This window comes from Streptomyces sp. NPDC048197 (assembly GCF_043202395.1).
GTDB lineage: Bacteria > Actinomycetota > Actinomycetes > Streptomycetales > Streptomycetaceae > Streptomyces > Streptomyces siderophoricus.
Genome location: NZ_JBIDAJ010000001.1, coordinates 676414 through 700034 on the forward strand (window position 1 = coordinate 676414; position 23621 = coordinate 700034).

The 23621-nt window shown below is 72.2% G+C and carries 24 protein-coding genes; 14 read left to right on the forward strand and 10 right to left on the reverse strand.

Annotated elements, in window-relative coordinates:
• Nucleotides 1–4: 4 nt before the first annotated feature.
• Nucleotides 5–1819 carry an FAD/NAD(P)-binding protein gene (locus ACGF4C_RS03035; protein ID WP_393562734.1) on the forward strand — a complete coding sequence of 605 codons (1815 nt, stop codon included), beginning with the start codon at nt 5–7 and terminating at the stop codon, nt 1817–1819.
• Nucleotides 1820–2076: 257 nt separating this feature from the next.
• On the opposite strand, the gene ACGF4C_RS03040 is transcribed toward ACGF4C_RS03035, so the two are convergent.
• Complete coding sequence (locus ACGF4C_RS03040) at nt 2077–3261, reverse strand: FAD-dependent oxidoreductase (RefSeq protein WP_393562735.1); 1185 nt, start codon at nt 3259–3261, stop codon at nt 2077–2079.
• A gap of 187 nt (nt 3262–3448) precedes the next feature.
• Here ACGF4C_RS03040 and ACGF4C_RS03045 point away from each other — a divergent pair, with 187 nt between their 5' ends.
• Nucleotides 3449–4057 (forward strand): TetR/AcrR family transcriptional regulator, encoded by a 609-nt coding sequence (locus ACGF4C_RS03045; RefSeq protein ID WP_393562737.1) that lies wholly within the window; start codon nt 3449–3451, stop codon nt 4055–4057.
• Nucleotides 4058–4495: 438 nt separating this feature from the next.
• Nucleotides 4496–5158 carry an HAD family hydrolase gene (locus ACGF4C_RS03050; protein ID WP_393562739.1) on the forward strand — a complete coding sequence of 221 codons (663 nt, stop codon included), beginning with the start codon at nt 4496–4498 and terminating at the stop codon, nt 5156–5158.
• Here the strand turns inward: ACGF4C_RS03050 and ACGF4C_RS03055 are convergent.
• On the reverse strand, nt 5139–6380 hold the full coding sequence (locus ACGF4C_RS03055; protein ID WP_393562740.1) for a helix-turn-helix transcriptional regulator: 1242 nt from the start codon (nt 6378–6380) through the stop codon (nt 5139–5141). The two genes, ACGF4C_RS03050 and ACGF4C_RS03055, sit on opposite strands and share 20 nt — an antisense overlap.
• Nucleotides 6381–6571: 191 nt before the next feature.
• On the opposite strand from ACGF4C_RS03055, the gene ACGF4C_RS03060 reads away from it, so the two are divergent.
• The 3 genes from ACGF4C_RS03060 (at nt 6572) to ACGF4C_RS03070 (ending at nt 7994) form a co-directional block, all read left to right on the forward strand.
• Entirely contained in the window at nt 6572–6991 is a 420-nt protein-coding gene (locus ACGF4C_RS03060; protein WP_393562742.1) for a recombinase family protein, read from the forward strand.
• Between the two features lie 381 nt (nt 6992–7372).
• Nucleotides 7373–7834, forward strand: a complete 462-nt coding sequence (locus ACGF4C_RS03065; protein ID WP_393562743.1) for a glycine-rich domain-containing protein — start codon at nt 7373–7375, stop codon at nt 7832–7834.
• Nucleotides 7835–7862: 28 nt separating this feature from the next.
• Complete coding sequence (locus tag ACGF4C_RS03070) at nt 7863–7994, forward strand: hypothetical protein (RefSeq protein WP_393562744.1); 132 nt, start codon at nt 7863–7865, stop codon at nt 7992–7994.
• Between the two features lie 320 nt (nt 7995–8314).
• Here ACGF4C_RS03070 and ACGF4C_RS03075 read toward each other — a convergent pair whose 3' ends face one another.
• Together ACGF4C_RS03075 and ACGF4C_RS03080 are read right to left on the reverse strand one after the other, a co-directional pair.
• Nucleotides 8315–9010 carry a response regulator gene (locus tag ACGF4C_RS03075; RefSeq protein ID WP_393562746.1) on the reverse strand — a complete coding sequence of 232 codons (696 nt, stop codon included), beginning with the start codon at nt 9008–9010 and terminating at the stop codon, nt 8315–8317.
• Nucleotides 9011–9089: 79 nt separating this feature from the next.
• Nucleotides 9090–10388, reverse strand: coding sequence for a sensor histidine kinase (locus ACGF4C_RS03080; protein ID WP_393562748.1), 1299 nt, complete (start codon nt 10386–10388; stop codon nt 9090–9092).
• Between the two features lie 326 nt (nt 10389–10714).
• Here ACGF4C_RS03080 and ACGF4C_RS03085 point away from each other — a divergent pair, with 326 nt between their 5' ends.
• From ACGF4C_RS03085 to ACGF4C_RS03095, 3 genes are all read left to right on the forward strand, one after another.
• Nucleotides 10715–11524: a hypothetical protein gene (locus ACGF4C_RS03085; protein WP_393562750.1), complete on the forward strand. Its 810-nt coding sequence runs from the start codon at nt 10715–10717 to the stop codon at nt 11522–11524.
• Nucleotides 11525–11802: 278 nt separating this feature from the next.
• On the forward strand, nt 11803–12591 hold the full coding sequence (locus tag ACGF4C_RS03090; RefSeq protein ID WP_393562751.1) for a transglycosylase family protein: 789 nt from the start codon (nt 11803–11805) through the stop codon (nt 12589–12591).
• A 211-nt stretch (nt 12592–12802) separates the two neighbouring features.
• Nucleotides 12803–13141, forward strand: coding sequence for a hypothetical protein (locus tag ACGF4C_RS03095; RefSeq protein WP_393562753.1), 339 nt, complete (start codon nt 12803–12805; stop codon nt 13139–13141).
• Between the two features lie 71 nt (nt 13142–13212).
• On the opposite strand, the gene ACGF4C_RS03100 is transcribed toward ACGF4C_RS03095, so the two are convergent.
• A complete protein-coding gene (locus ACGF4C_RS03100; RefSeq protein ID WP_393562755.1) occupies nt 13213–13626 on the reverse strand; it encodes a hypothetical protein in 414 nt (137 codons plus the stop codon).
• Nucleotides 13627–13879: 253 nt separating this feature from the next.
• Nucleotides 13880–14167: a hypothetical protein gene (locus ACGF4C_RS03105; RefSeq protein ID WP_030411441.1), complete on the reverse strand. Its 288-nt coding sequence runs from the start codon at nt 14165–14167 to the stop codon at nt 13880–13882.
• 137 nt (nt 14168–14304) lie between these two features.
• On the opposite strand from ACGF4C_RS03105, the gene ACGF4C_RS03110 reads away from it, so the two are divergent.
• From ACGF4C_RS03110 to ACGF4C_RS03120, 3 genes are all read left to right on the forward strand, one after another.
• Nucleotides 14305–15441 carry a site-2 protease family protein gene (locus ACGF4C_RS03110; RefSeq protein ID WP_393562756.1) on the forward strand — a complete coding sequence of 379 codons (1137 nt, stop codon included), beginning with the start codon at nt 14305–14307 and terminating at the stop codon, nt 15439–15441.
• A 42-nt stretch (nt 15442–15483) separates the two neighbouring features.
• On the forward strand, nt 15484–16224 hold the full coding sequence (locus ACGF4C_RS03115) for a PP2C family serine/threonine-protein phosphatase (RefSeq protein WP_030411439.1): 741 nt from the start codon (nt 15484–15486) through the stop codon (nt 16222–16224).
• 159 nt (nt 16225–16383) lie between these two features.
• Complete coding sequence (locus ACGF4C_RS03120) at nt 16384–17928, forward strand: protein kinase (RefSeq protein ID WP_393562759.1); 1545 nt, start codon at nt 16384–16386, stop codon at nt 17926–17928.
• 29 nt (nt 17929–17957) lie between these two features.
• On the opposite strand, the gene ACGF4C_RS03125 is transcribed toward ACGF4C_RS03120, so the two are convergent.
• From ACGF4C_RS03125 to ACGF4C_RS03135, 3 genes are all read right to left on the reverse strand, one after another.
• Nucleotides 17958–18347, reverse strand: a complete 390-nt coding sequence (locus tag ACGF4C_RS03125) for a hypothetical protein (RefSeq protein WP_393562760.1) — start codon at nt 18345–18347, stop codon at nt 17958–17960.
• Nucleotides 18344–18727 (reverse strand): DUF6415 family natural product biosynthesis protein, encoded by a 384-nt coding sequence (locus ACGF4C_RS03130; RefSeq protein WP_393562762.1) that lies wholly within the window; start codon nt 18725–18727, stop codon nt 18344–18346. Before ACGF4C_RS03130 ends, ACGF4C_RS03125 begins: the two co-directional genes overlap by 4 nt.
• Before the next feature lie 73 nt (nt 18728–18800).
• Nucleotides 18801–19991, reverse strand: a complete 1191-nt coding sequence (locus ACGF4C_RS03135; protein WP_393562764.1) for a helix-turn-helix domain-containing protein — start codon at nt 19989–19991, stop codon at nt 18801–18803.
• 401 nt (nt 19992–20392) lie between these two features.
• Between ACGF4C_RS03135 and ACGF4C_RS03140 the strand changes: the two genes are divergently transcribed.
• On the forward strand, nt 20393–21916 hold the full coding sequence (locus tag ACGF4C_RS03140; protein ID WP_393562765.1) for a chitinase: 1524 nt from the start codon (nt 20393–20395) through the stop codon (nt 21914–21916).
• Nucleotides 21917–21932: 16 nt separating this feature from the next.
• Here the strand turns inward: ACGF4C_RS03140 and ACGF4C_RS03145 are convergent, their stop codons facing one another.
• Nucleotides 21933–22841 (reverse strand): hypothetical protein, encoded by a 909-nt coding sequence (locus tag ACGF4C_RS03145; protein WP_393562766.1) that lies wholly within the window; start codon nt 22839–22841, stop codon nt 21933–21935.
• Nucleotides 22842–23129: 288 nt separating this feature from the next.
• Here ACGF4C_RS03145 and ACGF4C_RS03150 point away from each other — a divergent pair, with 288 nt between their 5' ends.
• Nucleotides 23130–23618: a DUF6153 family protein gene (locus tag ACGF4C_RS03150; RefSeq protein ID WP_393562768.1), complete on the forward strand. Its 489-nt coding sequence runs from the start codon at nt 23130–23132 to the stop codon at nt 23616–23618.
• Nucleotides 23619–23621 lie beyond the last annotated feature (3 nt).

Sequence of the window (23621 nt, forward strand, 5' to 3'; positions counted from 1 at the left end):
CGAGTTGAACGACCGCACGGGTCCGGCAGCCCGCTCCCTCTGCATCATCGGCTGCGGCCCCCGCGGCACCTCACTCGTCGAGCGGATCCTCGCCAACGTCCCCGCCCTGTACGGCGACCGGCCCCTGGACCTGCACCTCGTCGACCCGTACCCGCCGGGCGCCGGCCGCACCTGGCGCACCGACCAGCCCGGCCTGCTGTGGATGAACTCCGCCGCCGAGCACGTCACCCTCTACCCCGACGCGAGCGTCTCCTGCGCCGGCCCGCCGCGCCCCGGCCCCACCACCGCCGACTGGCTGACCGGCCCGCTGCACGACGGCGGTTACGCCGCCCGCCGCGACCAGGGCCGCTATCTGCGCCACTTCTTCGAGACGGTGACGGCCGGGCGGCCCTCCTCGGTCCGCCTGTACGTCCACCGGGCCCGGGCGATCGACCTGCGCCGGACGCCGGTGGACGGTGCGGCACCGGGCACCCGGCAGCAAGTGGTCCTCGACTCCGCCGAACCGCCCTTCCTCGCCGACCGGGTGGTCCTCGCGCAAGGACATCCGGACGTGCGTACCGGGCCCGCACCGTCCGGCCTGACCCGCATCGGGCCGGGCCCCGCCGACCCCGCCGCGCTGGCCGCGATCCCGCCCGGCGCGCCGGTCGTCGTCCGCGGCCTCGGCCTGGTCTTCATCGACTGCCTGGCCCTGCTGACGGAGGGCCGCGGCGGCCGCTTCGACCGCACCCCGGACGGCCGGCTGCGCTACCTGCCCTCCGGCCGCGAGCCCCGCCTGTACGCGGGCTCCCGCCGCGGTGTCCCGCTCCCGCCGAAGCCGGCCCGCGCCGCCGCACCGTCCCGTCCCGCCGCCCCGCGCTTCGCCACCGCCGAGGCCTGCCGCGCCCGGCTGTCCCGGCCCGGCGCCACCTTCGGCCGCGACATCTGGCCGCTGGTCCTGGCCGAGCTGGGCTGGTGCCACTACCGCGCCCTCTTCGCCGACCAGCCCGCCCGCACCCGGATGACGTGGGCCGACTTCGACGCCCAGTACGCGCTCCTGCTCACCGACGCCGACCGCCTCGCCAAGCTCGCCCGCGAGGCCGTTCCGGACCCCGCCGACCGCCTCGACCTCGACCGCCTGTCCGCCCCGCTCGCCGGCCGCCGTTTCCCCGACACCGACGGCCTCCAGCGCTGGCTGCACACGCACCTCGCCGAGACCCACCACCACCGCACCGGCCCGGCCCGGGCCGTCACCACCGCCCTGGTGGACGGCCTCCAGCGCACCGGCGCGGTCATCGAGGACCTGTGGCGCTCCGGCGACCTGGCCGGTGACCAACTGGCCGACGCGCTCACCCGGTTCGCCCTCGGCACGTACCTCAGCTCCGGCCCCCCGCCCCTGCGCGCCGAGCAACTGCTCGCGCTGGCCGAGGCGGGGGTGGTGGTGTTCGTGGGCCCGGAGATGCGGGTGGAGACCACGACGTCCGCCACGGACGCCACCGTCCCGGTCTTCCGCGCCACCAGCCCCGCCGTGCCCGGCGCCGCCCACGAGGCCGCCCTCCTCCTCGACGCCCGGTTGTCGGCCCCCACGCCGGACCGCATCGCGGACCCCCTGCTCCGCGCCCTCCTCTCCCGCGGCGAACTCACCGAGGCCCGCGCGGAGGACGGCACCCCGACCGGCGAACTGCGCCTGTCCGGCCCGGACCTGCACCCGGTCGATGCCGACGGTGTCGTGCATGCCGACCGCGTCATCGTGGGGCCGGCGCAGTTCCCCCGCCCGGGGACGGACGCGATCTTCTTCCGGCAGAACGATGCGATTGCGCGGCGCTTGCTGGCCGACGGTTGACGTCCCTGCGTACTCGGCTGCAGCGCCGCGGTGGTTGCTCGCCGTTGCGCTTTGCGGCGCCGCTTACGTAGCCGGCTGTCCCGGCGCGGGTGTTGCTCGCCGTTACTCCCCCACTGCCTAAAGGGCGTGGGAGGTACCCCCAGCGGCGGGCGTTTGTTGTCTGGGTGCGGTGACAGCCCTCCGGACTTCGTCCTCCGGTCTGTCCCCTCCCGTTGGGGGTGGGGAGGGGCCGGTGGGGGTGCAGGTGATCCGTCCACCTACTGCGCGGGTGCGGGGTGGGCGCCGGACGGCCATTGGGTGTCGGGGAAGGCGGCGACGTCGGAGTCGGTGTCGGGCATGAGGCTGGTGAGCATCTGCTGGGCGGTCTTCGCGTTCTCGGTGGCGCGGGGCAACATGACGCTCTCGTAGGCGTCGAGGGCCTGGTCGAGGGTGGGGTGGCCGATGACGGCCCGGGCGAGTTCGGCGCCGTCGAGCAGGGCGAGGTTGGCGCCGACGCCGACGGGCGGCATCAGGTGGGCGGCGTCGCCGAGCAGGGTGATGCCGGGGACCCGCTGCCAGCTGTGGGGAACGGGAAGGACGAACATCGGGCGGTTGACGAAAGCGCCCTCGTTGTCGCGCAGAATGTCCAGCAGGCTCTCGTCCCAGCCCTGGTACTGGGCAAGGAGGCGGGCGCGTACGGCGTCGGCGTCGGCGAGGTCGAGGCCGTCGTGCCAGTCCTGGGGCCCGCGGAAGATGACGTAGCCGCGGACGTGCCCGTTGCTGTTGCGCTGCAGCACCAGACTGCGGCGGCCCGCCTTGGCCGACATGGTGCCGGCGCCGACCAGGCGGGCGATGCCGGGGTGCCGGTGGTCGACGTCGTCGAAGTGGATCTCCACCATCGTGATCCCGGCGTAGGAGGGTTGGGCGTCGGAGAGCGCGGGGCGTACCCGGGACCAGGCGCCGTCGGCGCCGACGACCAGGTCGAAGTCCTCGGTGGTGTGGTCGTGGTGGTGCAGGCGGGCGGTGCCGTCGGGCAGCGGGGTGACGGCGCTGACGCCGTGGCCCCAGCGGACGGTGCCGGGGGCGAGGGAGTCCAACAGGAGGGCGCGCAGCCGGCCGCGGTCGATCTCCGGCTTGCTCAGATCGCCCTCGCCGGCCCGGTCGTGACGTATCAGCGCCGCGTGCCGGTCGTACAGGCGCCACTGCTGGCCTTCGGGCCGGGACAACGCGAGGAACCGGTCGAACAGGCCGGCTGCGCGCAGGGCGACCTGGCCGGTCTCTTCGTGGATGTCGAGGGTGCCGCCCTGCGAGCGGGAGTGGGGGTCGTTCTCGCGCTCGAAGACCGTGACCGGCACGCCGTGCCGCTGCAGGACACGCGCGCAGACGAGACCACCGGGACCGGCGCCGACGATCGCGATGCGGGGGGTGGTGGACGTGATGGACGTCGAGGACTTGCTGGACATGAGGGCCAAGCTCCGTTCCACGGATAGAGAGGGTGCGTGCTGCCAGCCCCGGGCTCCGGCAGTGAGGTCCGTTCCGGTGGCTCACCCGACCCACAGAAGCACAGCAGCTCCAAAAGTACAACCGCTCCGATTTCCGATCTGACTGCCTTTCCAATCGAATCCCCTTAGGTGGGGTAGGGTGGGAGCCATGGCCGAGACGACGACCGGGCGCCGTGAGCGCAAGAAGGCCCGGACCAGGCAGGCGCTGGCGGATGCCGCACTGCGGCTGTTCACGGAACGCGGCTTCGACAACGTCGGCGTCCGCGAGGTGGCCGAGGCGGCCGACGTCTCGCTGAGCACGCTCTTCAAGCACTTCCCCAGCAAGGAAGCCCTCGTCTTCGACCTGGACGCGGACATCGAGAGCGCCCTGGTCGCCGCCGTCCGCGACCGGGCCCCCGGTCAGCCTGTCCTGCACGCCCTGCGCGACCACCTGGTGCAGACCCGTACGGCGCTGCGGACCGACGACCCCATGTTCGTCCTCGTCGAATCCACCCCCGCCTTGCGGGATGCCGCCCGGCGCATGTGGTCGCGCCACGAGAAGGCACTGGCCGCCGCTCTCGCCGACGCCACCGGGCTGCCCCCGGACGACCTCGCCATCACCGGCCTCGCCCGCTTCGCCCTCGAAATCCCCAGCCTCGCCAGCACCAGCCCTGACCCGGCCCAGGCCGTACGCGACCTGTTCGCCCTACTGGAACAGGGCTGGGCCACTACCCCTCTGGCACGCGGGGGAGAGCACGGCGGGGAGGGGAAGGGGTAGGGGCGGCCTTGCGCTGCGCTGCGCGGCGTCGCGTACGTAGTGGGCTGTTCCGCCGCGGTTGTTGCTCGCCGTTGCGCTTTGCGGCGCCCCGTACGTTGTCGGCCGTCCCGCCGCGGGTCTCGCCCGCCGTTGCGCCTGGCGGCGGGCGTTTTGTGTCGGGTGCGGTGCCAGCCCTACAGACTTCGTCCTCCGGTCTGTCCCCTCCCGTGAGTGGGTGGGAAGGGGCCGGTGGGGGACACGTGATCACTTACGCGCGCGCCGTGGGCGGAGGGCTCGCGCCTCAACGGGCGGCAGGCCGGTAGCCGCACCAGCGTGTGCAGCTCCCTGCGGCGTACGTGGGCGGGTAGAACCGCGTGCGCTGAGCAAGCGCTCCACCCCCACCACCCACCCCTACCATTCGGTCAACGATGTATGGGACCGGGTCAGTAAGGTGCTCGCATGATTCGGGCTGTGGTGTTCGATGTCGGGGAATGTCTGGTCGACGAGACGCGGGAGTACGGAACGTGGGCCGACTGGCTCGGTGTACCCCGGCACACGTTTGCGGCGATGTTCGGTGCAGTCATCGCGCAGGGCCGGGACTACCGGGAGACGTTCCAGGAGTTCGCGCCCGGGTTTGATCTTTACGAGCAGCGGCAAGCCCGGGCGGATGCCGGTCAGCCGGAGCACTTCGACGAGAGCGACCTCTACCTGGACGTGCGGCCCGCGCTTGCGCAGCTGCGCGCAGAGGGGCTGTGGCTCGGCATCGCAGGCAATCAGACCGTACGGGCGGGAAAGATCCTCCGGGAGTTGTTCGCGGAGGATGTCGACCTGATCGGCACATCGGACGACTGGGGTGCCAGTAAGCCGGACCTGCTCTTCTTCGAGCGGGTCGCCGAAGTCGTGCCGTACGAAAGCTCCGAGATCCTCTACGTCGGCGACCGGGTGGACAACGATCTGCGGCCGGGCGCGGCGGCGGGGATGCACACTGCGCTCATTCACCGCGGCCCGTGGGCGACGATCCAGTGGAACACGGCGGAGGCTCGCGATCTTCCGACGTTCCGAATCGAGTCTCTTGCTGACTTGTCAGAGCTGATCGCGAAGTTCAACGGGCAAGAGCACTGACCGTCGTGGTCCACCCGTAGAGCCGGTCGTCCAGGTCCCGGACGCACTGCTCGTGCTGGTGTGCAGCCAGCGCCCGGCGCACTTCCCGGACCCGGTCCATGCCCGTCGCGTACCAGGTCGTTTCCAGCTGATCGAGGGCCAGACAGGCATACCGGCAGGCTTCCTCCGGCTGGCCGGCTGCTGCCTCTACAGCGGCCAGATCGCCGTAGACAACGGTGCGTTGTTTGTCCTCGGAGGCCGGCAGCTTCTCCAGGACGCTGAGCAAGGTGGTGCGCGCTTGAGGCAGGTGCCCTGCCTTCAGCTGGGTGTTTCCCTTGAACGCTGCCAGTCGTACCGGGCTGAACCAGTCCATCCAGGCCGGTGTGGGGTGCTCGGACCCGGCTTTGAGGGTGTCCTCGGCGTGGTTGATCAAGTGCAGAGCCGTGCGTGCATTACCGCACCTCGTCTCGCACTCGGCTTCAACGGCGTCGAGCCATGCCAGGAACTCGGCCGAGGCCGGGCCACGACGGGCGTACGTACGAGCGGCCACCATGCGCTCTGCCGAGGCCTCGCGGTTTCCGGCCCAGCCGGGGATGAAGGCGGCGTGAGCGAGGATCGCTGCGCCGAGCAGGGCGTCGTCTGCCTCGCCGGCAGCTTGCAGCGCCCGAAGTAGCGTAGCGCCGGCTTCTTCGGGTTCTTTGAGGTCGAGGTCGAAGAACTCGATCCGGCCTGCGAGCAGCCATGTCTCCGCCAGAGCGGCGGCCACGGTGCGACGTGTCCGGCCGGCGGTTTCGGTGAGCAGGGAACAGCCGAGCTCCGCGTGGGCAACGATGCCCGCGTGCAGGGCAGCTGGGGCTAGGGACCAGTACATGCGACGGTGAGAACGGGTGATGCTTTCGAAGTCGACCGCCACCGAGGCAGGCTGCATCGGCACGGGGGACTGGGAAGGAACGACCGGTCGGTGGCTGCCCCAAGACCGCAACGGGAGAGGCTGGAGCCGCCGTTGCCCGTGCGGGTGGTCACGGCCGGTGGGTGGAGTGAAACCGAGAGCTTTCACGTCCTGGCCGGTGAGGTCCGTGAGGCGCTGTTGCATGTCCGGGTGCGGCCATGGTGGTTTCTGGGACTCCCAGCGGCGGACCTGTCGGACGTCGACGCCGAGCGCCTCGGCGAAGGCCTGCTGGGTGGGGTAACCAGCCGCCAGACGGGCGGACTTGAGTCGGGAGTTTCCTGCGGCACGCGGCACAGTGCACCTCCATCGTGGGTGTGAGTCAGTGTCCCTCTGGAGTCCTCGTGCTGGCCACTCATCACCCGTTCAAGGGAACGTAAGTCCCCTTTGCCGCAAGCAAAAGTCCTTTGGAAGTCCTCGATGCGCGGTGCCAACAGGACGATTCTTAAGGGACGTTGAGCCGAACGACGGTGCGCCCAGGAGCCGCTATGCCTTCCAGTCGAAATATCGCCCCGCCCGGTGACCGAGCACCGCTGGCGTTCGTCTACGACCGGTGCACGAGCCGTGGGGTGCGCGCTCGCGATGAGTTGGACATGCGTCTGACCGGCTGCCACACCTATGCGGACGGCATGGGGTGGGTGCTTGCGAGCCGCTGGGTGGACCTCGGCGCCGAGGCGATGCGAACGGAGCGACCGCAGCTCGCCGTTTTGCTGGACGCCATGCGGAAGGAGCGCGGGCGCCGAGAGGTGCTGTGTCTGGTCCACACCTGGGGCCGGCTGGCGACCGATGACACCCACCGGCAGTTGCTTCAGCGGCGCATCGTCGAGGCTGGCGGCTGGACGTGTACGACGTTCGGCGAGAGCGACCATCACAGTGCCCGCGCCGCGCTGGTGGACAGGCTCGCATGACGCCGTGTCAGCGTGCGATCGCAAGGATTGTCACGCACGTGACATACCTGGCTGCTCTGGTGCTCGTGCTCGCCGTCGGCATCACCGGAGGCGGACGGTGACCGACTCCGCGCGCTGCGACTGCGGCAGCACGGTCGATCTGCGGGACGTCATTATCGACACCGCTACCGGCCCCTGCGTCATCAAAACCCTCTGCGGGAATTGCGCTCCCCGGCTCAGTGCGGACGTAGCGGAGACCGTTGCTCGCGTCTTCGGCCGGCGCGCTGGTAACCGCGGTCAGTAGGAGACCCCCGTCCCGGCGGAATTCCTTGGCCGGACAGCTCGACCGGGACGGGCACGGGCCTCACCGAGAGGCATCACACCCCACCGAAGGAGAACCACATGGGTAAGTCTGCCCGTTCCTTACTGCGCCCTGACGAGTTTGCGTCCGTGTGCGCCACCTTCCGCACCGACAATCCCGACGTTGAGGCGGATGACGCTCCGGCGATCGTGGCCGAGGCGTTGGCGTTCGTCGCTGCCTGCGCCCAATTCCCCACCGCGCGCCTCGTACCTTCCCGCGTGGTCGACGCCGGCTGGCATGCCCTCATCCTGCACACGAACACCTACGCCGATCTGTGCCGATCCCTCGGCTGCTTCGTTCACCACAGGCCCGAGTCGCCGGACCCCAGCCGCTACAACAAGGACGCCATCGGGCGCTCCACGGCCCTGATCGAGGAGGCCGGATACAGCGTCGACCTCGATCTCTGGGGCCCGCCGGACGACGACCTGGTGGCCGTGGCCGCTTCCTGCCAGCATTCGGACGACAGCGGCCCCATCGTTCCGATTCCGAAGCCCAAGGGTTAGGCCGCCAACCCCCGACGAAAGGAACGCCATGGAGTGGACCCGTCCTGAGTACGCCGATCTCGTGGCCGCCATGAAGGCCGCGGAAGGTGCGGTCGGTGGTGAGGATCGGCCACCGTTGCGGGGCTTCATCGTCGGGGAGCCGGCGTCCGAAGAGGACTGACAGCCCGAGACCCGACGAGGCGAACGGGTGTGGGTGAGGGCGCGAACCAAGGAAGTGAATCCGGCCGCGGGATAGGGCGGGCCCCAGCCCCCACCGGCCTCCTCCCATCCCCCAACGGGAGGGGGCAGACCGGAGGACGAAGTCTGGAGGGCTGGCACCGCACCCGACACCCACCCAGCCCGCCGCAGGCGCTACGGCGAGTGAGCCCCGCGGCGGGACGGACAGCTACGTACGCGGCGCCGCAAAGCGCAACGGCGACCAAGCCCCGCGGCGGGAAAGCCAGGTACGTGCGGCAGAGGCCGGAGGCCAGCGGCCAGCCGCTAGAGGCCCTGTTGTTGGGCCAGGATCGCCGCCTGGACCCTGCTGCGGAGGTTCAGTTTGGACAGGATGCGGCTGGTGTGGGTCTTCACCGTGCCCTCGGCGAGGTTGAGGGATGCGGCGATGGCGCTGTTGGGGAGGCCGCGGGCGATGCAGGCGAGGACTTCGCGTTCGCGTTTGGTGAGGGTGTCGAGGGCCTGGGTGGTGCCGTGCGGCAGGGAGGGGCGGGCCGACGGGGGGCGGTGGGCGAATTCGGTGATCAGGCGGCGGGCGATGGCCGGGGTGAGGAAGCCCTCGCCGTGGGCGACCTCGCGTACGGCGCCGACCAATACGGTCGGCTCGGCGTTCTTGAGGATGAAGCCGCCGGCGCCGGCGCGCAGGGCGCCGAAGATGTACTCGTCGATGTCGAAGGTGGTCAGGACGAGGACCTCGGCGAGCTGCCGTTCGACGATCCGGCGGGTGGCGGCGACGCCGTTGAGCAGCGGCATCTGGATGTCCATGAGCACCACGTCGGGGCGCAGCTCGGCGGCCATGCGGACCGCCGCCTCGCCGTCCCCGGCCTCGCCGACGACGGTGATGCCGGGGTCGGTCTGCAGGACGAGGACGAGGCCGGACCGGACGGCGGCCTGGTCGTCGGCCACCAGGACCCGGATGCACGACGGCCGCTCGGGCGCGTCCCGCAGCTCCTCCGCTGCCACCAAATCCTCCACTAGATCCTCCACTGTCGGTCCACCTCTCGTCCTCCGGATCTCGCGTGATCGCCCCCGTTGCGGTTCGTTACGTGTTCTGGGTCAGCGGGAGCACCGCGCGTACCCGCCAGCGTCCCGGGGCGGTCCGGTCGGGGCCCGCGTCGAAGATGCCGCCGACCAGGGCGGCCCGCTCGGACATGCCGGTGAGCCCGGCGCCCGCGCCGTTGGTCAGCGGGGCCACCGGGCGCTGCCGGGTGCGTCCGTCGGACGGGGCGTCGGGTGGGGCCAGCGGGCTGTCGACGGAGATGGTGAGCTGCTCGGCGCCGGCCTCGCAGCGGATCCGCACCCGGCCCGACGAGGCGTGCTTGAGCACGTTGGTCAGCGCCTCCTGCACGATGCGGTACGCGGTCACCTCGATCACCGATGAGACCTCGGGGAAGCTCTCGGGGAATTCGGTGTGGAGGGTCAGCGCGGCGGCGTCGGCGGCCGGGCGGGCCTGTTCGACCAGTGCGCCCAGGGCGTTGAGCTGCGGCCGGTCCCAGTCGTCGTCGACGCCCCGGTCGGAGCGGAGCAGCACCACCATCCGGCGCATTTCGGCCAGCCCCTGCACGCTGTTCTCACGGATGACGGCGAGGGCGCGCAGGACCGGGTCGTCCTCAGCGGGGGCGGTGGGGGCCGCGGTGGCGGTGGTGCTGGGCCCGGCCGTCCCTGCTGCCCCGGTAGCCCCGGCCGCCCCTGCGGACCCGGCCGCCCCTGCCGCCCCGGTGTCGCCGTTCTCCGCCCGCCGGGCCTCGGTCAGGGAGAGCACCGCGCTGGAGTGGATGGCGATCGCGCTGAGGTGGTTGGCCACCAGGTCGTGCAGCTCGCGGGCCATCCGGGTGCGTTCGGTCTGCAGGACGGTCTTGCGGTCCAGTTCCGCGAGCCGGTTGATCTGTGCGGCGCGCTCCCGCTCGGCGTCGGCGCGCTCCTTGTGGTTGCGTATCAGGATGCCGGTCCATACGGGGGAGATGAGCAGCATCGCGACGATGACGCCGGTGGTCACGCCCTCCGAACGGTCGCTGAGCGCGATCAGGGTGATGGTGGTGGCGACGGTGACCGCGACCGTCCCGAACTGCAGCACCCGGCACAGCCAGGGCGCGCCGTACAGCGCCGCGGCGTAGAGCAGGTCGGTGTAGACCAGGACCGGGCCGAGGCCGCCGCTCGACGTCATTTCCACGAGGACGGTGACGGTGCCGACCGAGACTGCGGCCGTCGGCAGGGTGCTGCGGAAGGCGCTCGCGGTGCACAGCACCACCACCGGCAGGACGGCCTGCCAGACGGGGATGTCGCCCATCACCCGGGACCCGCCCAGGACGTAGAGAATCAGACAGGCGGCGAAAAAGCCCACGGCCAGCCTGAGGTCACGGAGCGGCAGGGGAGGGCGGCGCGCGTTCGTACCTCTGAAAAGACGTAACCACACACGAGGACAGTACTTCCGGGCGTTGCCCGTTCTCTTGGCCCTGGCGCCCGAATTTGGGTCGGTCTCCCGTACATCGAAGTATGTAGCCGGACATCAGCAGGAGGGATGACTCGAAGGATCCGGAGGATCTGCAAACCTTGGGCTGTCTGTATCGATCGATGTAGGTGGAATAGGGGGAGACTCCAGCTGTTTGACCGGCTGCCACTCACCCAGGGCAGTCTTGGCACCGCTCACCAGTGGAGGACGGAAAGTACGTGGAAACGAACGCCGCTCTTCTCGAACTCTGTCCGGGGCACCTTGACCAGGATGTCCCCGGCCGCCCGCACCACCCCGCCCGGCCCCGCCTGGCGCCCCTCGCCCCCGTCCCCATATTCATCGTCCCGATCGGCGAGGACGGCCCCTCCCCGTCGTCCCCGTCCTCCCTGCGCCCCTCCCCCTCCCTGTCGTACCTGCCTTCCTCCCCCTCCGCCGCCGGCTCGCCCGCCGCCCTCCGCGGCTCGGGCAGCGCGCTGTCCCCGGACAGTTGCCTGGGGCTCAACGGCCATTCCGCGGCCACCCTCGACGACGCCTCCCGCCGCTGGCTGCTGGCCGGGCTCCCGGCCCGGGTGAGCACCGCGATGGCCGAGGCCGGCTACTGGGAGCTGTACGGAACCCGCGGCCTGCTGGTCGTGGCCTGCGGGGAGGACGCCCGGCAGATGGGCTTCTCGGTGGAGTCGGTGCGGCGCGGGAGCCCGCCGCCGCCCACCCCGTACGAGGTGCTGACCGCCCGGGAGCTGCACGCCGCGGACCGTTTCCCGGAGGCCGAGCGGGAGCGGATGATCACCCGCTTCTGGGTCCGCAAGGACGCCGCCATGCAGGCCGCCGGCGGGGGGCTGTCCATCGCTCCGGAGCGCATCGAGGCGGGCTTCCCGGCCGATCACGGCACGGTCACCGTGCCCGGCCCCTATGGCGTCGACGTTCCGGTTTCGGTACGGAACTTCACCTTCTCCCCCTCCTACGAGTTCGCGGTGGCGACCCCGGAACCGCTGCCGCTCGCCCCTTCCTTCGCCTATTCGGTCAGCTGAATGCCCGTTCCCACATCCGGGCCGAATCCGGCCGGTGTGGAATTCCGCCACTGGCCGGAATTCGGGCCATAACGCGGGCGGGCGTGGGCGACGGCACCGGTAAGGGACCGCTACGGAACCGGTACCGGACGGGCAATGGACCACCCGGGTGAAACTCGCGCATGTCGCACCCGCCGGGCATGCCGAAAACCATATTGCCGGGTTACTTGGTGCGTGCCCACCGGTCGTGGCGAGTACCGCGTCACGGCACAGCCGGAGCACAGCGGAGGAATCCCGTGATGCCGTCGCCCCTCGCCGAGCGGTCCGCTCATGCCCTCCTGTCCGTGCTGCTCGCCGTGCTGGCCGTCGTCGGCCTCGCTGTCCACCGGGCCACCGCGGCGGCGCCGTCCGGGTCGCCGGTGCCCGACTGGGAGCGGATCGCCGACTGCGAGAGCAACGGCCGCTGGCACATCAACACCGGCAACGGCTACCACGGCGGCCTGCAGATCGACCCCGCCACCTGGCGCGCCTACGGCGGCACGCGCTACGCCCCGCGGGCCGACCTGGCCACCCGCTCCGAGCAGATCGCCGTCGGCCGGCGCATCGTCCGCGACCGCGGCCTCTCCGCCTGGCCGCGCTGCGCCTACACCCAGCAGTCCCCCCGGGCCACCTCCTCGGGCCAGCAGGCGCCGCCGGCCTCCGTGCCGGACCAGGAGGCCCCGCGGACCTCCGTGCCGGACCAGGAGGCCCCGCGGACCTCCGTGCCGGACCAGGAGGCCCCGCGGGCCTCCGTCCCGCCGCAGCAGACGGCCCGGACGACGGCCCCGGACCAGCAGGTGCCCGCCGACGCCGGGCAGGAGGCGCAGCAGACCCCGCCGGCCCGGCCCCACGCGTCCGTCCGTGCCGCGGCGTACCACCACCCCAACCGCGCGAGCTACGTCGTCCGCACCGGCGACTGCCTCTCCGTCATCGCCGAGCGGCACCACGTCCCCGGTGGCACCCAGGCCCTCTACGAGCTCAACAAGCACAGGCTCCCGCACGGCCCGGACCACATCCACCCGGGCCAGCGGCTGCGCCTTCGGGCGTAGCGGTCCGGGACGCGGAGTGCCGGCAGGACGAGGGCCGTCACGGTGAATCCAGTGGTCGGAGAGGGTGAATGCGGGGGACGGGCCGTTGCTCAGGCTTGGTGCAGGCGGGCCCGCCCGGTAGCAAGACCGCGGGTTCATCCACCGCGAAGTGCAGGAGCGCACAGTGAAGAAGAGAACGCGTGTCAGCATCGTGATCGCAGGAGCGTGCGGCATGCTCCTGGCCGCCGGCGGGGTCAGCCCCGCCATGGCCTGGGACGGCGGGTACGGGGGGTTCGGAACGGGCGGCAACGTGATCGACAGCGACGTCTGGGCCTCCTTCCACTCCATCATCCGCTGCTCGCCGCGGTCCAGGGTCTGCGTCAACGGACCGGTCAACTCCGGTAATACGAAGAACTCGCAGAACGTCCACATGTCCGGCAACAACAGCGACAGCGGCAGCCCGACCAACAGCAACGGCAACACCAACGTCGACAGTGGTGGCACGACGGGTGCCGAGAACCACACCGGCAACGACATTCAGCACAACGGTCCCGGATCGACCAAGATCTGACGGCCAACTGCGGCGGCCCCGCTTCCTGGTGCGTACCGGGAAGCGGGGCCGCTGTGTGAGGTGCGGACGGGTCAGGGATGCAGCTTGAGGATCTTCTGGATGGTGTTGCCGCTGCCCTGGGAGGCGCCCGCGACCGAGTCGGCGCTGTTGGTCGAGCCGTTGGTGTTCGCGAAGTTGCCGCTGTTGTTCGGGTTGCCGTGGTTGATGAAGTTGCCGCTGTGCAGGCTGTTGCCGCTCTTGACCGGCCCGTTGATGCAGGGCTGCGGCGACGGCGAGTTGACCCGGGGGGACTTGTAGTGGAAATCGGCGAGGCGGTTGTTGCACACCACCCCCGAAACCATGCCGGTGATGGTGCCGAGATCGGCCCCGACCGCCGCCGACAGCAGTGATTCACCCGGAATGGTCACGGCCTGGGCGGTGTTGGTGCTGAGCAGCACCAGCCCGCACGCCCCGATGACGGTGCCCGCCTGCGCAAGTCTTCTCACGATGCTCCCTCGCCTGTTCATCGTTCCGATGCCAGACGTATCGTGCTGCGCCCGCCGGTCCGCATCCCCCTTCAACCCGCAGGAGGTAAAACGCTCGTCGGCCAGAATCAGCCGGGTGGCCCAACAACTCGGGCCGGGGTGCCGCCGTTGAGGACGGGCCTTCCCCGGGACCTCGTCCGGGAACGCGCCACGGCCCGCCCCCGGTATCGGGCCGGCACGGCCCCCGGGGACGGCCCGCCGAACGCGCCCCGGCTCAGAGCACCAGCCGCTCCGGCATCGGCTGCTTGACCCCGTCCAGCTCCAGCGTGCAGCGCGGCACGGACGGCACCAGGTGCGGTTGCCGCAGCAGGACCCGGAAGGGGTGGACGGGCTCGTCGGGCAGCTCGCCGGTCAGCACGTTCATCCCCGGCGCGTGGTGCTTGCGGTACGCGACCACCTTGCCGTCGACGAGGAGCTCCAGCTCCCCGTCCCGGCCCGGGCCGACGTTCACGGTGATCGAGTGGCCCCCCTGATCAAGGTGGAAGTGATGGCTGTGCCCCATGGCGCACCTCCGGCAGAGCCCGGTACGGACGGCGCGACCGCGCTCGCGGCCGTACGACCAGCGTAGGACGTCCGTCCGGCGAAGTCCGTCCGGCGGGGAACGCGGCCCGCGAGCGACAATGGGCGTGGGAGACGGCGATGAACGGCTCGGTGCGTGTCGGACAGGTAGCCGGGGTACCGCTGCGGATGCACTGGAGCGTGCCCCTGCTGGTGGTCATGTTTGCCTACGGACTCGGCCGGCAGGCCCTGCCCGCCTGGACCCCGGGCCGTCCGGACGCGGTCTACGCCCTCGCCGGGGTCGTCGGTGCCGCGCTGCTCACCGGCAGCCTGCTGCTGCACGAGACGGCCCATGCCGCGACCGCCCGCCGGAAGCAGATCTCCGTCGAGGACGTGACGCTGTGGGCGCTGGGCGGGATGACCCGGATGGGCCGGCCGAAGACCGCCGCGGCGGCCTTCCTGGTCGCCGTCAGCGGCCCGCTCACCAGCCTGCTCATCGGCGGCGCCGCGCTCGGCGCGGGCATCGGGCTGCACCAGCTCACCGGCTGGGCGGAGGTGCCCGCGGTGGTGCTGATGTGGCTCGGCTGGGCCAACCTCTTCCTCGGCGTCTTCAACCTGCTGCCGGCCGTCCCGCTCGACGGCGGGCGGGTCGTCCAGGCCGTCCTGTGGTGGCGGACCGGGGACCGCGAGCGGGCCGACCTGGCGGCCTCCCGGAGCGGTCAGGTGCTCGCCGTCCTGCTGGTGGCCGGCGGCTGGATCTCCGTGCTGCGCGGGGCGCCGGGCGGACTGTGGATCGTCTTCGTCGGGCTCTTCGTGATGGTTGTGGCCGGTGCGGAACACCGCCGCGCCGCGCTCCACACCGAGCTGCGGGGCCTGCGGGTCGCGGACGCCATGACGGCCCCGGTGACCAGCGGCGCCGACTGGCTGAGCGTCCAGCGGTTCATCGACGAGGTGGCCGTGCCCGCGCACCACTCCGCGCTGCCGCTGCTGGACTTCGAGGGCCGCCCCAGCGGGCTCGTGCAGCTGCGCCGGCTGGCGGCCGTACCGGTGGCCGAACGGGACACACTGCGGGTGCGCGAGGCGGCGGTGCCGCTGTCGCAGTGCGCGGTCGCCGCCCCGGACGAGGAGCTGAGCGAGGCGATCGACCGGATCGGTCTGCGCACCGGCCCGCGCATCCTGGTCGTCGACGGCGGCCACCTCGTCGGGATCGTCACCGCCAAGGACATCACCCGGCTCCTGCGGCGCCGCACGCTGGGCGGCACCGTCGGCCAGGGCTGACCACGGCCGGCCCGCGCCGGCCGCCGACAGACGGGACCCGCCATGCCGTACATCACCGTCACCGCCCTCAGCCATCCCGGGCTGCTGCGCGACCACAACGAGGACAGCCTGGTGGCCGGGCCGTGGACGCTGTGCGGCACGGTGACCGAGAACCCGCAGACGCTGGTGTTCCCGCTGGGCACCCCGCTGGTGGTCGCGGTCGCCGACGGCATCGGCGGACAGCCGGCCGGCGAGGTGGCCAGTGCGCTGACCGTCCGGCAACTGGCCGCGGTCGGCCCCGGCCTCGGCAGCGAACAGGCGGTGCGGGAGGCCCTGGACGTCTGCAACCGGGCGGTGTACGCGGCCGCCGGCCGGGACCCGGAGCTCGGCACCATGGGTACGACGGTGGCCGGTGCGGTCGTGCTGCGCGAGTCCCTGGTGGTCTTCAACGTCGGCGACAGCCGGGTGCTGTCCGTGACCGAGGAGGGCCTGCACCGGATGAGTGTGGACGACAGCCCGCCGCTCGCCCCGGGCCACCGCACCACCTCCCTGGTCACCCAGGCGCTCGGCGGCACCCGGACGTACAACGAGATCACCCCGCACGTCACCACCGCCCCGCTCACCCCCCGCAACCGCTACCTGGTGTGCACCGACGGCCTGACCGACCCGGTCCCCGAGCCCACCCTCGCCGACCTCCTGCGCGCCCACGACACCGGTCGGGCCGCCTTCGAACTGTGGAAGACCGCCATCGAGGCCGGCGGGCCGGACAACATCACCCTGGCGCTGATCGGCATCGGCGACTGACGACCCCGGCGACGGCCCGGACCGTTGCCCGGACCGCCGGCAGAGCCGCAGGGGGAGCCGCAGTGGGGGATCCCACACGCCCACCCCGTACGGAACCCGCCCCCGCCCGGTGGCGTCTTCGGCCGTGGTGCAAACGGTGACGGTCCGTGGAGGAACCCGGTGGAGCGCAGGATGTTGGGGCAGCGTTACGAGCTGGTGGAACAGCTCGGGCAGGGCGGGATGGGGACCGTCCACCGGGCCGTCGACCACCGGCTGCGCCGCACCGTCGCGGTCAAGATGCTCTCCGCCGAGCTGGCCCGGCAGCCCGAATTCCTCAGCCGGTTCCAGCGCGAGGCGCGGGCCGCGGCCGCGCTCAACCACCCCGGCGTGGCCACCGTGCACGACGTCGGTGAGGACCCCGCCGACGGGTCCACCGAGCCCTACCTGGTGATGGAGTACGTCGAGGGCCGCACCCTGAGCCGGGTCCTCGACGCCGGCCCGCTGCCCCTGCCGCAGGCCGTCGACCTCACCTGCCAGGTGCTGGACGCCCTCGACCACAGCCACCGGCACGCCATCGTCCACCGCGACATCAAGCCCGCCAATGTGATGCTCACCGACGCCGGCACCGCGAAGGTCGTCGACTTCGGCATCGCCAAGGCGCTCAGCGAGGTGGCCACCCGGCTGACCGGTACGGGGGTGGCGGTCGGCACGCCCGCCTACCTCGCGCCGGAACAGATCAACGGTGCCGAGACCGACCACCGCACCGACCTCTACGCGGTGGCCTGTCTGCTCCACGAACTGCTGACCGGCCGCCCGCCGTACACCGGGGACTCACCGTTCTCCGTCATGCACCAGCACCTGGCGGCCGACCCGGTCCCGCCGTCCCGGCTCCGGCCGGAACTGCCGCCCGCCCTCGACGCGGTGATCGTCCGGGCGCTGCACAAGGACCGCGACGGCCGGTACCCGAGCGCCGCCGCGATGCGCGCCGCCCTCACCGCGGCCGCCGCCCCTGCTCCCGAGCCGGTACCGGCTGCCGCACGCATACCCGCGGCCGTCCCCGCGGCCGCACCCGCCGCCGTCCCGACCCCCACCGCGCTCGATCCGCGGGCGGCGGCCCCGGCCGGGCCGGCCCCGTCGCAGGATCCGGCCGCCTCGGGCCCGGCCGCCGTGCCGGAACCCGCAGGGGAGCCCGCCCCGGAGCGCGCCGCGCGGCCGCAGCGCCGGTGGTTGCCCGGCCGGGTGGTCTTCCGGCCCACCGCCGAGGGCGCGGTGGCGCTGCTCGGCTGTGTGCTGGCGCTGGTCATCTCCCGTTCGCAGGTGATCGAGGTCGGACAGTTCTCCCGGGTCGCGCTGCTCGCCGCGGTCGCCGGTGCGGTGCTGCTGCTCTGGTCGGCGCGGCTCGCCTGCGCGGTGGTGTGGGGACCGGTCGCCGAGGCCGTGGCCGTATGGTCCGAGCTGGCCCGTGGCTATCTGGACTGGGACACCCACTACGTCGTCATCGCCCTGCTCCTCGCGGTCGTCGCCGCGCTGTGCCTCGCCGCCGGCTACCGGGACGAACGCTCCGGCGGATTCGCGCTGGTGGCCTTCTGGTTCACCGCCCTGACCGCCATCTGGTTCTTCCTCGACGACCTGCGCAAGATAGGCGTCTTCTACGTCCTGCTCCTCGCCGTGACCCTCGCCATCGGCACCCAGGTCCTCAAGTCCCGGACGCGGTCGGCCACCTGACCCCGTCCGGCCCGCCCGGACACGTGCCGTCACAGCCGCCTTACCACCGGTGCGGCGCGGGCACCGTGCCGGTCGGTCTCACCGAAGCTGGTGATCGTCCAGCCGCCGGCCTCAACGATGCGCCGCTGGAGCACCTGCCGGTGGGTGTCATCGGTCGCCAGCCGGCCCCAGGTGTGGATCAGGCACAGCACATCCCGGCGGCCCGCCTCCGCCCGCATCGCGTCCAGCAGGATGCCGAGCTGGGGGCGGTGGGTGCCCATCGAGTGGTCGCCGAGGTCGAGCCAGTGCCCGGCCAGCACCCACCCCATGCGGTCCGCGTAGGCGTGGCAACCCGTCAGCCGCATGTCCAGCTCGCTCCGGGCGCGCAGGCCGCGGCTCGTGCACCGGTCGTAGACGAACGCCAGCGGGGCCGGAGTCATCGCCAGTCCGCCGCGGTGTGCGTGGCCAGCAGGTACTGGCAGTCCCGCGTGAGGTGCCCGATCTGTACGTGTGCGGCGAGCACGTCGGGCCGGAGCTCCTGTGCGGCCCGGTGCTCCGTACCGTCGAGGCGGGCCGCGAGCTCACGCGCCTGGGTCTCGTCCCCGCGACGGCGGAGACGGCGGGCCTCCCGTCGGGCGAGGGGGATGAGGAGGGCGAGGTGTCCCTTTAACTCCTCCTGGGCCGCTGCCAGCTCGGCAGGATCCGGCCGCCCACTGCCGAGGCGCAGCGCCCGCCGGATCGTCTCGCTGATCGTCTCCACGTCGATCGGATCGCAGCCGAGGACGGCAGATGCCGCAAGTTGTTCACGCTCGGTGTCCATGTTGTGACGGTAGAAGCGTGTGACCAGCGCCTCAATGGTAGTTTCTCGGCCCTGGTGCCCGAAGTGCCAGCGCCTACAACGGGACTGACAGGGCGTCCGCCAACTCCCGCATCCGCGGGGTCAGCGTCCGGCGCTTCTGTACCACGTCGCCCAAGATGTCCCGGGCGTATCGCTGGCTGGCCAGCCACTCGGGCGCGTTCGCGTGCACGTCGGCCAGTACGTCGACGGCTTCCCCGTACTGCCTCATCATCGTGTGCGCCTTCGCCACGTCCAGCCTGTGTCGGTGGTACTCCGTCGACACCGCCAGTGCCGGCCGCTGTCGAGCGTGTGTGTGGCGGGGCCGCTTCGCCGCGCGCAAGACCTTGTCCGGCTCGTCAAGGACGATGTGCCGCTCGGCCGCCTTGTAGCGCACGGTGGTGGGGCCCCACGTCGTGAGCCGTTCGGTGCCGCGCGGCAGCTCACGGCCGAGCATGACGGATACCGACTGCGCGAGGCGCATGGTGTCGGCTGCCTCGCCACGCCGGTTGTCTCGTAGGTTCGCGGCCGAGGCCTGCATCAGAAGCCAACCCCATGCTGCCAGCTCCTCAGGCGTCGCCCTCGACATGCGTGGCTCGACGTCATCGGCCCAACGTGTCGCCAGCTCCCGGGCTTCTTGCAGTCGGCCTTGGCGGACGAGAAGCCAACTCCAGGTGGTGACAACCGCCGCTGCGCGCAAGCGGTCAGGCGCGTCGTCCAAGGCGCGCTGCAGTGCGGTCTCCGCAGCGTCGAATTCGCGCACCTGCGTCAGGACCGACCCGGCAATCTGCAGCAGATGGGCACGGACCCCGCGGGCAACGGCCGAGTCCCCCAGCGCATCAGCATCGCGCAATGCCGGCGCCAGGAGTGCCGAGAGGTCGGCGAGACGGTTGGTGAAGTACGCACTGCGCACGCTGGGCAACAGTGCTTCCACGCCCTTCACCGTCGGCGGTTCCAAGGGGTCCCCAGCGCCGAGCTGGACGGCGAGTTGGAGAGAACGCCACTGCTCGGCAGGTTCGACTCGGGGCTGATCGTCGCGCTCCCGCAGTGTCGTGGTGGTGACACGGAGAGCGGCCGCGAGTTTGTGGGCAGTCTCCATGCGTGTGCCTGGTGCCGTGCCCTGTTCCAACTGCCGGATGAGGGATACGGACACCCCGGAGGCACCTGCAAGTTCTCGCTGCGTCAGTCCACGGCGCTTCCGGATCGTGCGGACGCGGGCGCCGATGTGCATGTCGGCGTGCTCGGACATACGCGACTCCGTTCTGACTCGACACCAGAACGGTACCTCCGGCAGCCGGGGGTGAGCGATCGAACGGCCCCCGCCTCGACGGGGTCCTTCGCGTGAATGCCGTGCGCGGAGGGGCAGTTGTGGCGCGTCAGCTCAGTGGGCCGCTCCGGCCGTTCGTGCGCCGTCCTCGCCGTCGGGCCGCTCGCCGTCGTCCTCCTCGTCCAGGCTGCGCGAGTGGTCCAGGCCGCCGCCCGAAAGCTGGGCAGGAGCGCAGCACCGCCGCCCGCGAATTGGTCTATTCCTGTCTTGGTCCAGTCCATTGACGGACCGTCGTCCACCGGGCTATCCCGTATCCCATGCCAACCACCGTGACGGGAACGGGAGTTGGCGGCGCGTCCCCCTCCTCACCCCCTTGGACGGACATGAGACGTATGCGCTCCTTCCGGGCGGCTCTCGCGGCCGCCGTCACCGCGGTGACCGCGGCCGGCCTGACCGCGCTGGGCGGCGGCACCGCCCACGCGGCGAGCCCCCTTCCGCACCGGGTCTTCGCCCCCTACTTCGAGTCGTGGACCGGCGAGAGCCCCGCCGCGCTGTCCGCCGCGTCGGGCGCGAAGCACCTGACCATGGCCTTCCTCCAGACGGAGGCCAAGGGCTCGTGCACGCCCTACTGGAACGGCGACACCGGGAAGCCGGTCTCCCCGGCCGCGTTCGGCGACGACATCAAGACCCTGCAGGCCCGCGGCGGGGACGCCATCCCCTCGTTCGGCGGCTACGCCGCGGACACCACCGGCACCGAGCTCGCCGACAGCTGTACGGACGTGAGCCGGATCGCCGCCGCCTACGAGAAGGTCGTCACCACCTACGACGTGGCCCGGCTCGACATGGACGTCGAGGTCGACTCGCTGGACAACGCCGCCGGCATCGACCGCCGGAACAAGGCCCTCAAGCTGGTCCAGGACTGGGCGGCGGCCAACGGGCGCACCCTGGAGATCTCCTACACCCTGCCGACCACCACCCACGGCCTCGCCGACAGCGGTCTCGCGGTGCTGCGGAACGCGGTGAGCAACGGCACGCGGGTGGACGTCGCCAACCTCATGACGTTCGACTACTACGACAACGCCGCCCACGACATGGCGGCGGACACCAAGACCGCCGCCCAGGGCCTGCACGACCAGCTGGCCCGGCTCCACCCGGGCACGCCGGACGACCGGCTGTGGGGGATGATCGGCGTCACCGAGATGCCCGGCGTCGACGACTTCGGCCCGGCCGAGACGTTCACCCTGGCCAACGCCCCCCAGGTCTACGACTGGGCGGTCGCCAAGGGCCTCAACACCCTGTCGTTCTGGGCTCTCCAGCGGGACAACGGCGGCTGCCCCGGCGGCAAGGCCGCGGACAACTGCTCCGGCATCCAGCAGAGCACCTGGGACTTCACCCATGTCTTCGCGCCCTTCACGGGCGGTACGGGCGCCCCGGCCGACGACTTCTCGGTGACCGCCGCGCCCGCTGCCGGTTCGGTCGCCGCGGGCGGTACGGCCACCACCACGGTGCGGACCGCGGTGACCGCGGGCGCCGCGCAGCCGGTGAAGCTCACGGTCGGCGGCGCCCCCGCGGGCGTCACCGCCTCGCTCAGCCCCGCCTCGGTGACCGCGGGCGGTTCCTCGACGCTCACCCTCGCCACGACCCCGGCGACGGCCTCGGGCACGTACACCCTCACGGTCACGGCTACGGGCACCACCGGCAGTCACACCACGACGTACGCCCTGACCGTCACCGGCGGCAGCGGCCATCAGTGCACCGCCGCGGCCTGGTCCGCCGGCGCGGTCTACACCGGCGGCCAGCAGGTCTCCCACCGGGGCCACACCTGGAAGGCCAAGTGGTGGACCACCGGCGAGGAGCCCGGCACCACCGGCGAATGGGGCGTCTGGCAGGACCTCGGGGCCTGCTGAACGAGGGCTCCGCCGGTCAGAGGCAGACGACGCCGAGGACGCAGATGTGGGACGGCGAGGTCGGCTCGGTGGACGGCGAACTCGGCGACGTCGACGGCTGCTGCTGCGTCGGGGTCGTCGAGGACGAGCCCGAGTCGGAGCCGGAGCCGGCGGGCTGCTGCGCCGAGGAGCCGCCCGAGGCCGGGGCGGACTGCCCGGAGGAGGCCGGCGCGGCGGCCGCGGGTGCCGTGTCGGTGTGGGCGGCGTGCCGGCCCGGGGCCGGTGCGGCCGCGGTGTGCGGTGCGGCGCCGGGGGCCGGGGCGGAGTGTGTCGGGGCGGCGGAGGGCTGCTGCGCGGCCGCCGGGGCGGAGGAGTGGTCGACGCCGGCGTCGGGCTTGCGGTGGCGGCCCAGGGGCGCGCGGTCGCCGGGGTGCCGGGAGGCCCGGCCGTCCGGCTCCTCCGAGGCGGTCGGGGTGCCGGGCGCGGAGACGGTCTCCGGGTCCGGTGCCGCGGACGCCTGGGCGTGGGCGGTGGCGGGCCGGTTGTTCTGCAGCAGCGTCGCGGTGACCGTGCCGCCGACCAGCGCGAACGCGGTCGCGGCCACGGCCCGGCGGCGGTACTTCTTCCACCGGGCCAGCTGCCGGCGCCGCGCGGCGCGGCCCTGGCCGGTGCCGGTGGCGGCCGGGACGTCCGTGCCTTCGGAGGCCGCGAGGCCCGCCTCCGGGGCGGTCGCGGCAGCCGTCTCGGCCCGCGCCGGCGTCATGGCGTCCTCGTAGAGGGCGGCCGGGGTTTCCGGCGCCTGCCAGGACTCCCACAGCGCGGCCGCCTCGGCACCCGTACGGGCCTGGCGGTGGGCGGGCGGGGCTATGTCCGGGGCGTAATCACCACAACCCGGGCACACGAGTGCCCCGTTGAGGTTCCGGCGGCACGAGGAGCAGTAGTCCATCTGCGAGCTTTCTGTGCTGTCGCGCCGCCAGGGACGCCGGAGACCAATTCACTATCGCACTCGGGATCGAGCGACCAGCAACGCTAACGGCACCCCTCGGACGCGATACGAAGAGGTTGTGACGCTTCCGTGCAGATTCCCCGGGCGCGGGCGCCGCATGACCGACAAGGCCTGATGAATCCGGTACGGGCAGGCTGGACTTCACGGCGCCGCTGTGCGACGCGGCTCACAGTCGGCCCGCGCGGTACCGCCGCGGGCCCCCGTACGGCCTTCCCTACGATGGGCCTTGTGAGCATCCGCGAGCCCGCGTCCGCCCCGCAGCCGAGGCTGCGGCTGAAGGCGCTGCTCGTCCTCACCGTGCTGGCGGGCCTGCTGGGCATGCACGGACTGGCGAACACCGGTGCGCTGCCGACCACCGCGTCCCCCGCGCACACCGCCCACCAGATGCGGCCGACAACGGCGATGGCCGCCCCGGCACCGGCCCCGGCGCCCACCTCCACCCCCGCCTCCGCTTCCCGCGACCACGGACAGCACGGCTGCTGCCCGGGCCACGGCGACGGCGCTGACGACACCGGCGGAGGCAAGGGGCACGCCCACCACGCCGACCCGACGTGCGCCTCGGGCGCGCTTCCCGGCGCTCCGGCCCTCCCCGCGCTGCCCGCCGCCCTGACCGGCACCTCCGACCGCGTGGTGCTGCTCGCGGACCGGTTGGCGGACGGCACCACCGGGGCCCGCGCCCCGCCTTCCCTCGCCCAGCTCCAGGTCCTGCGGATATAGGAC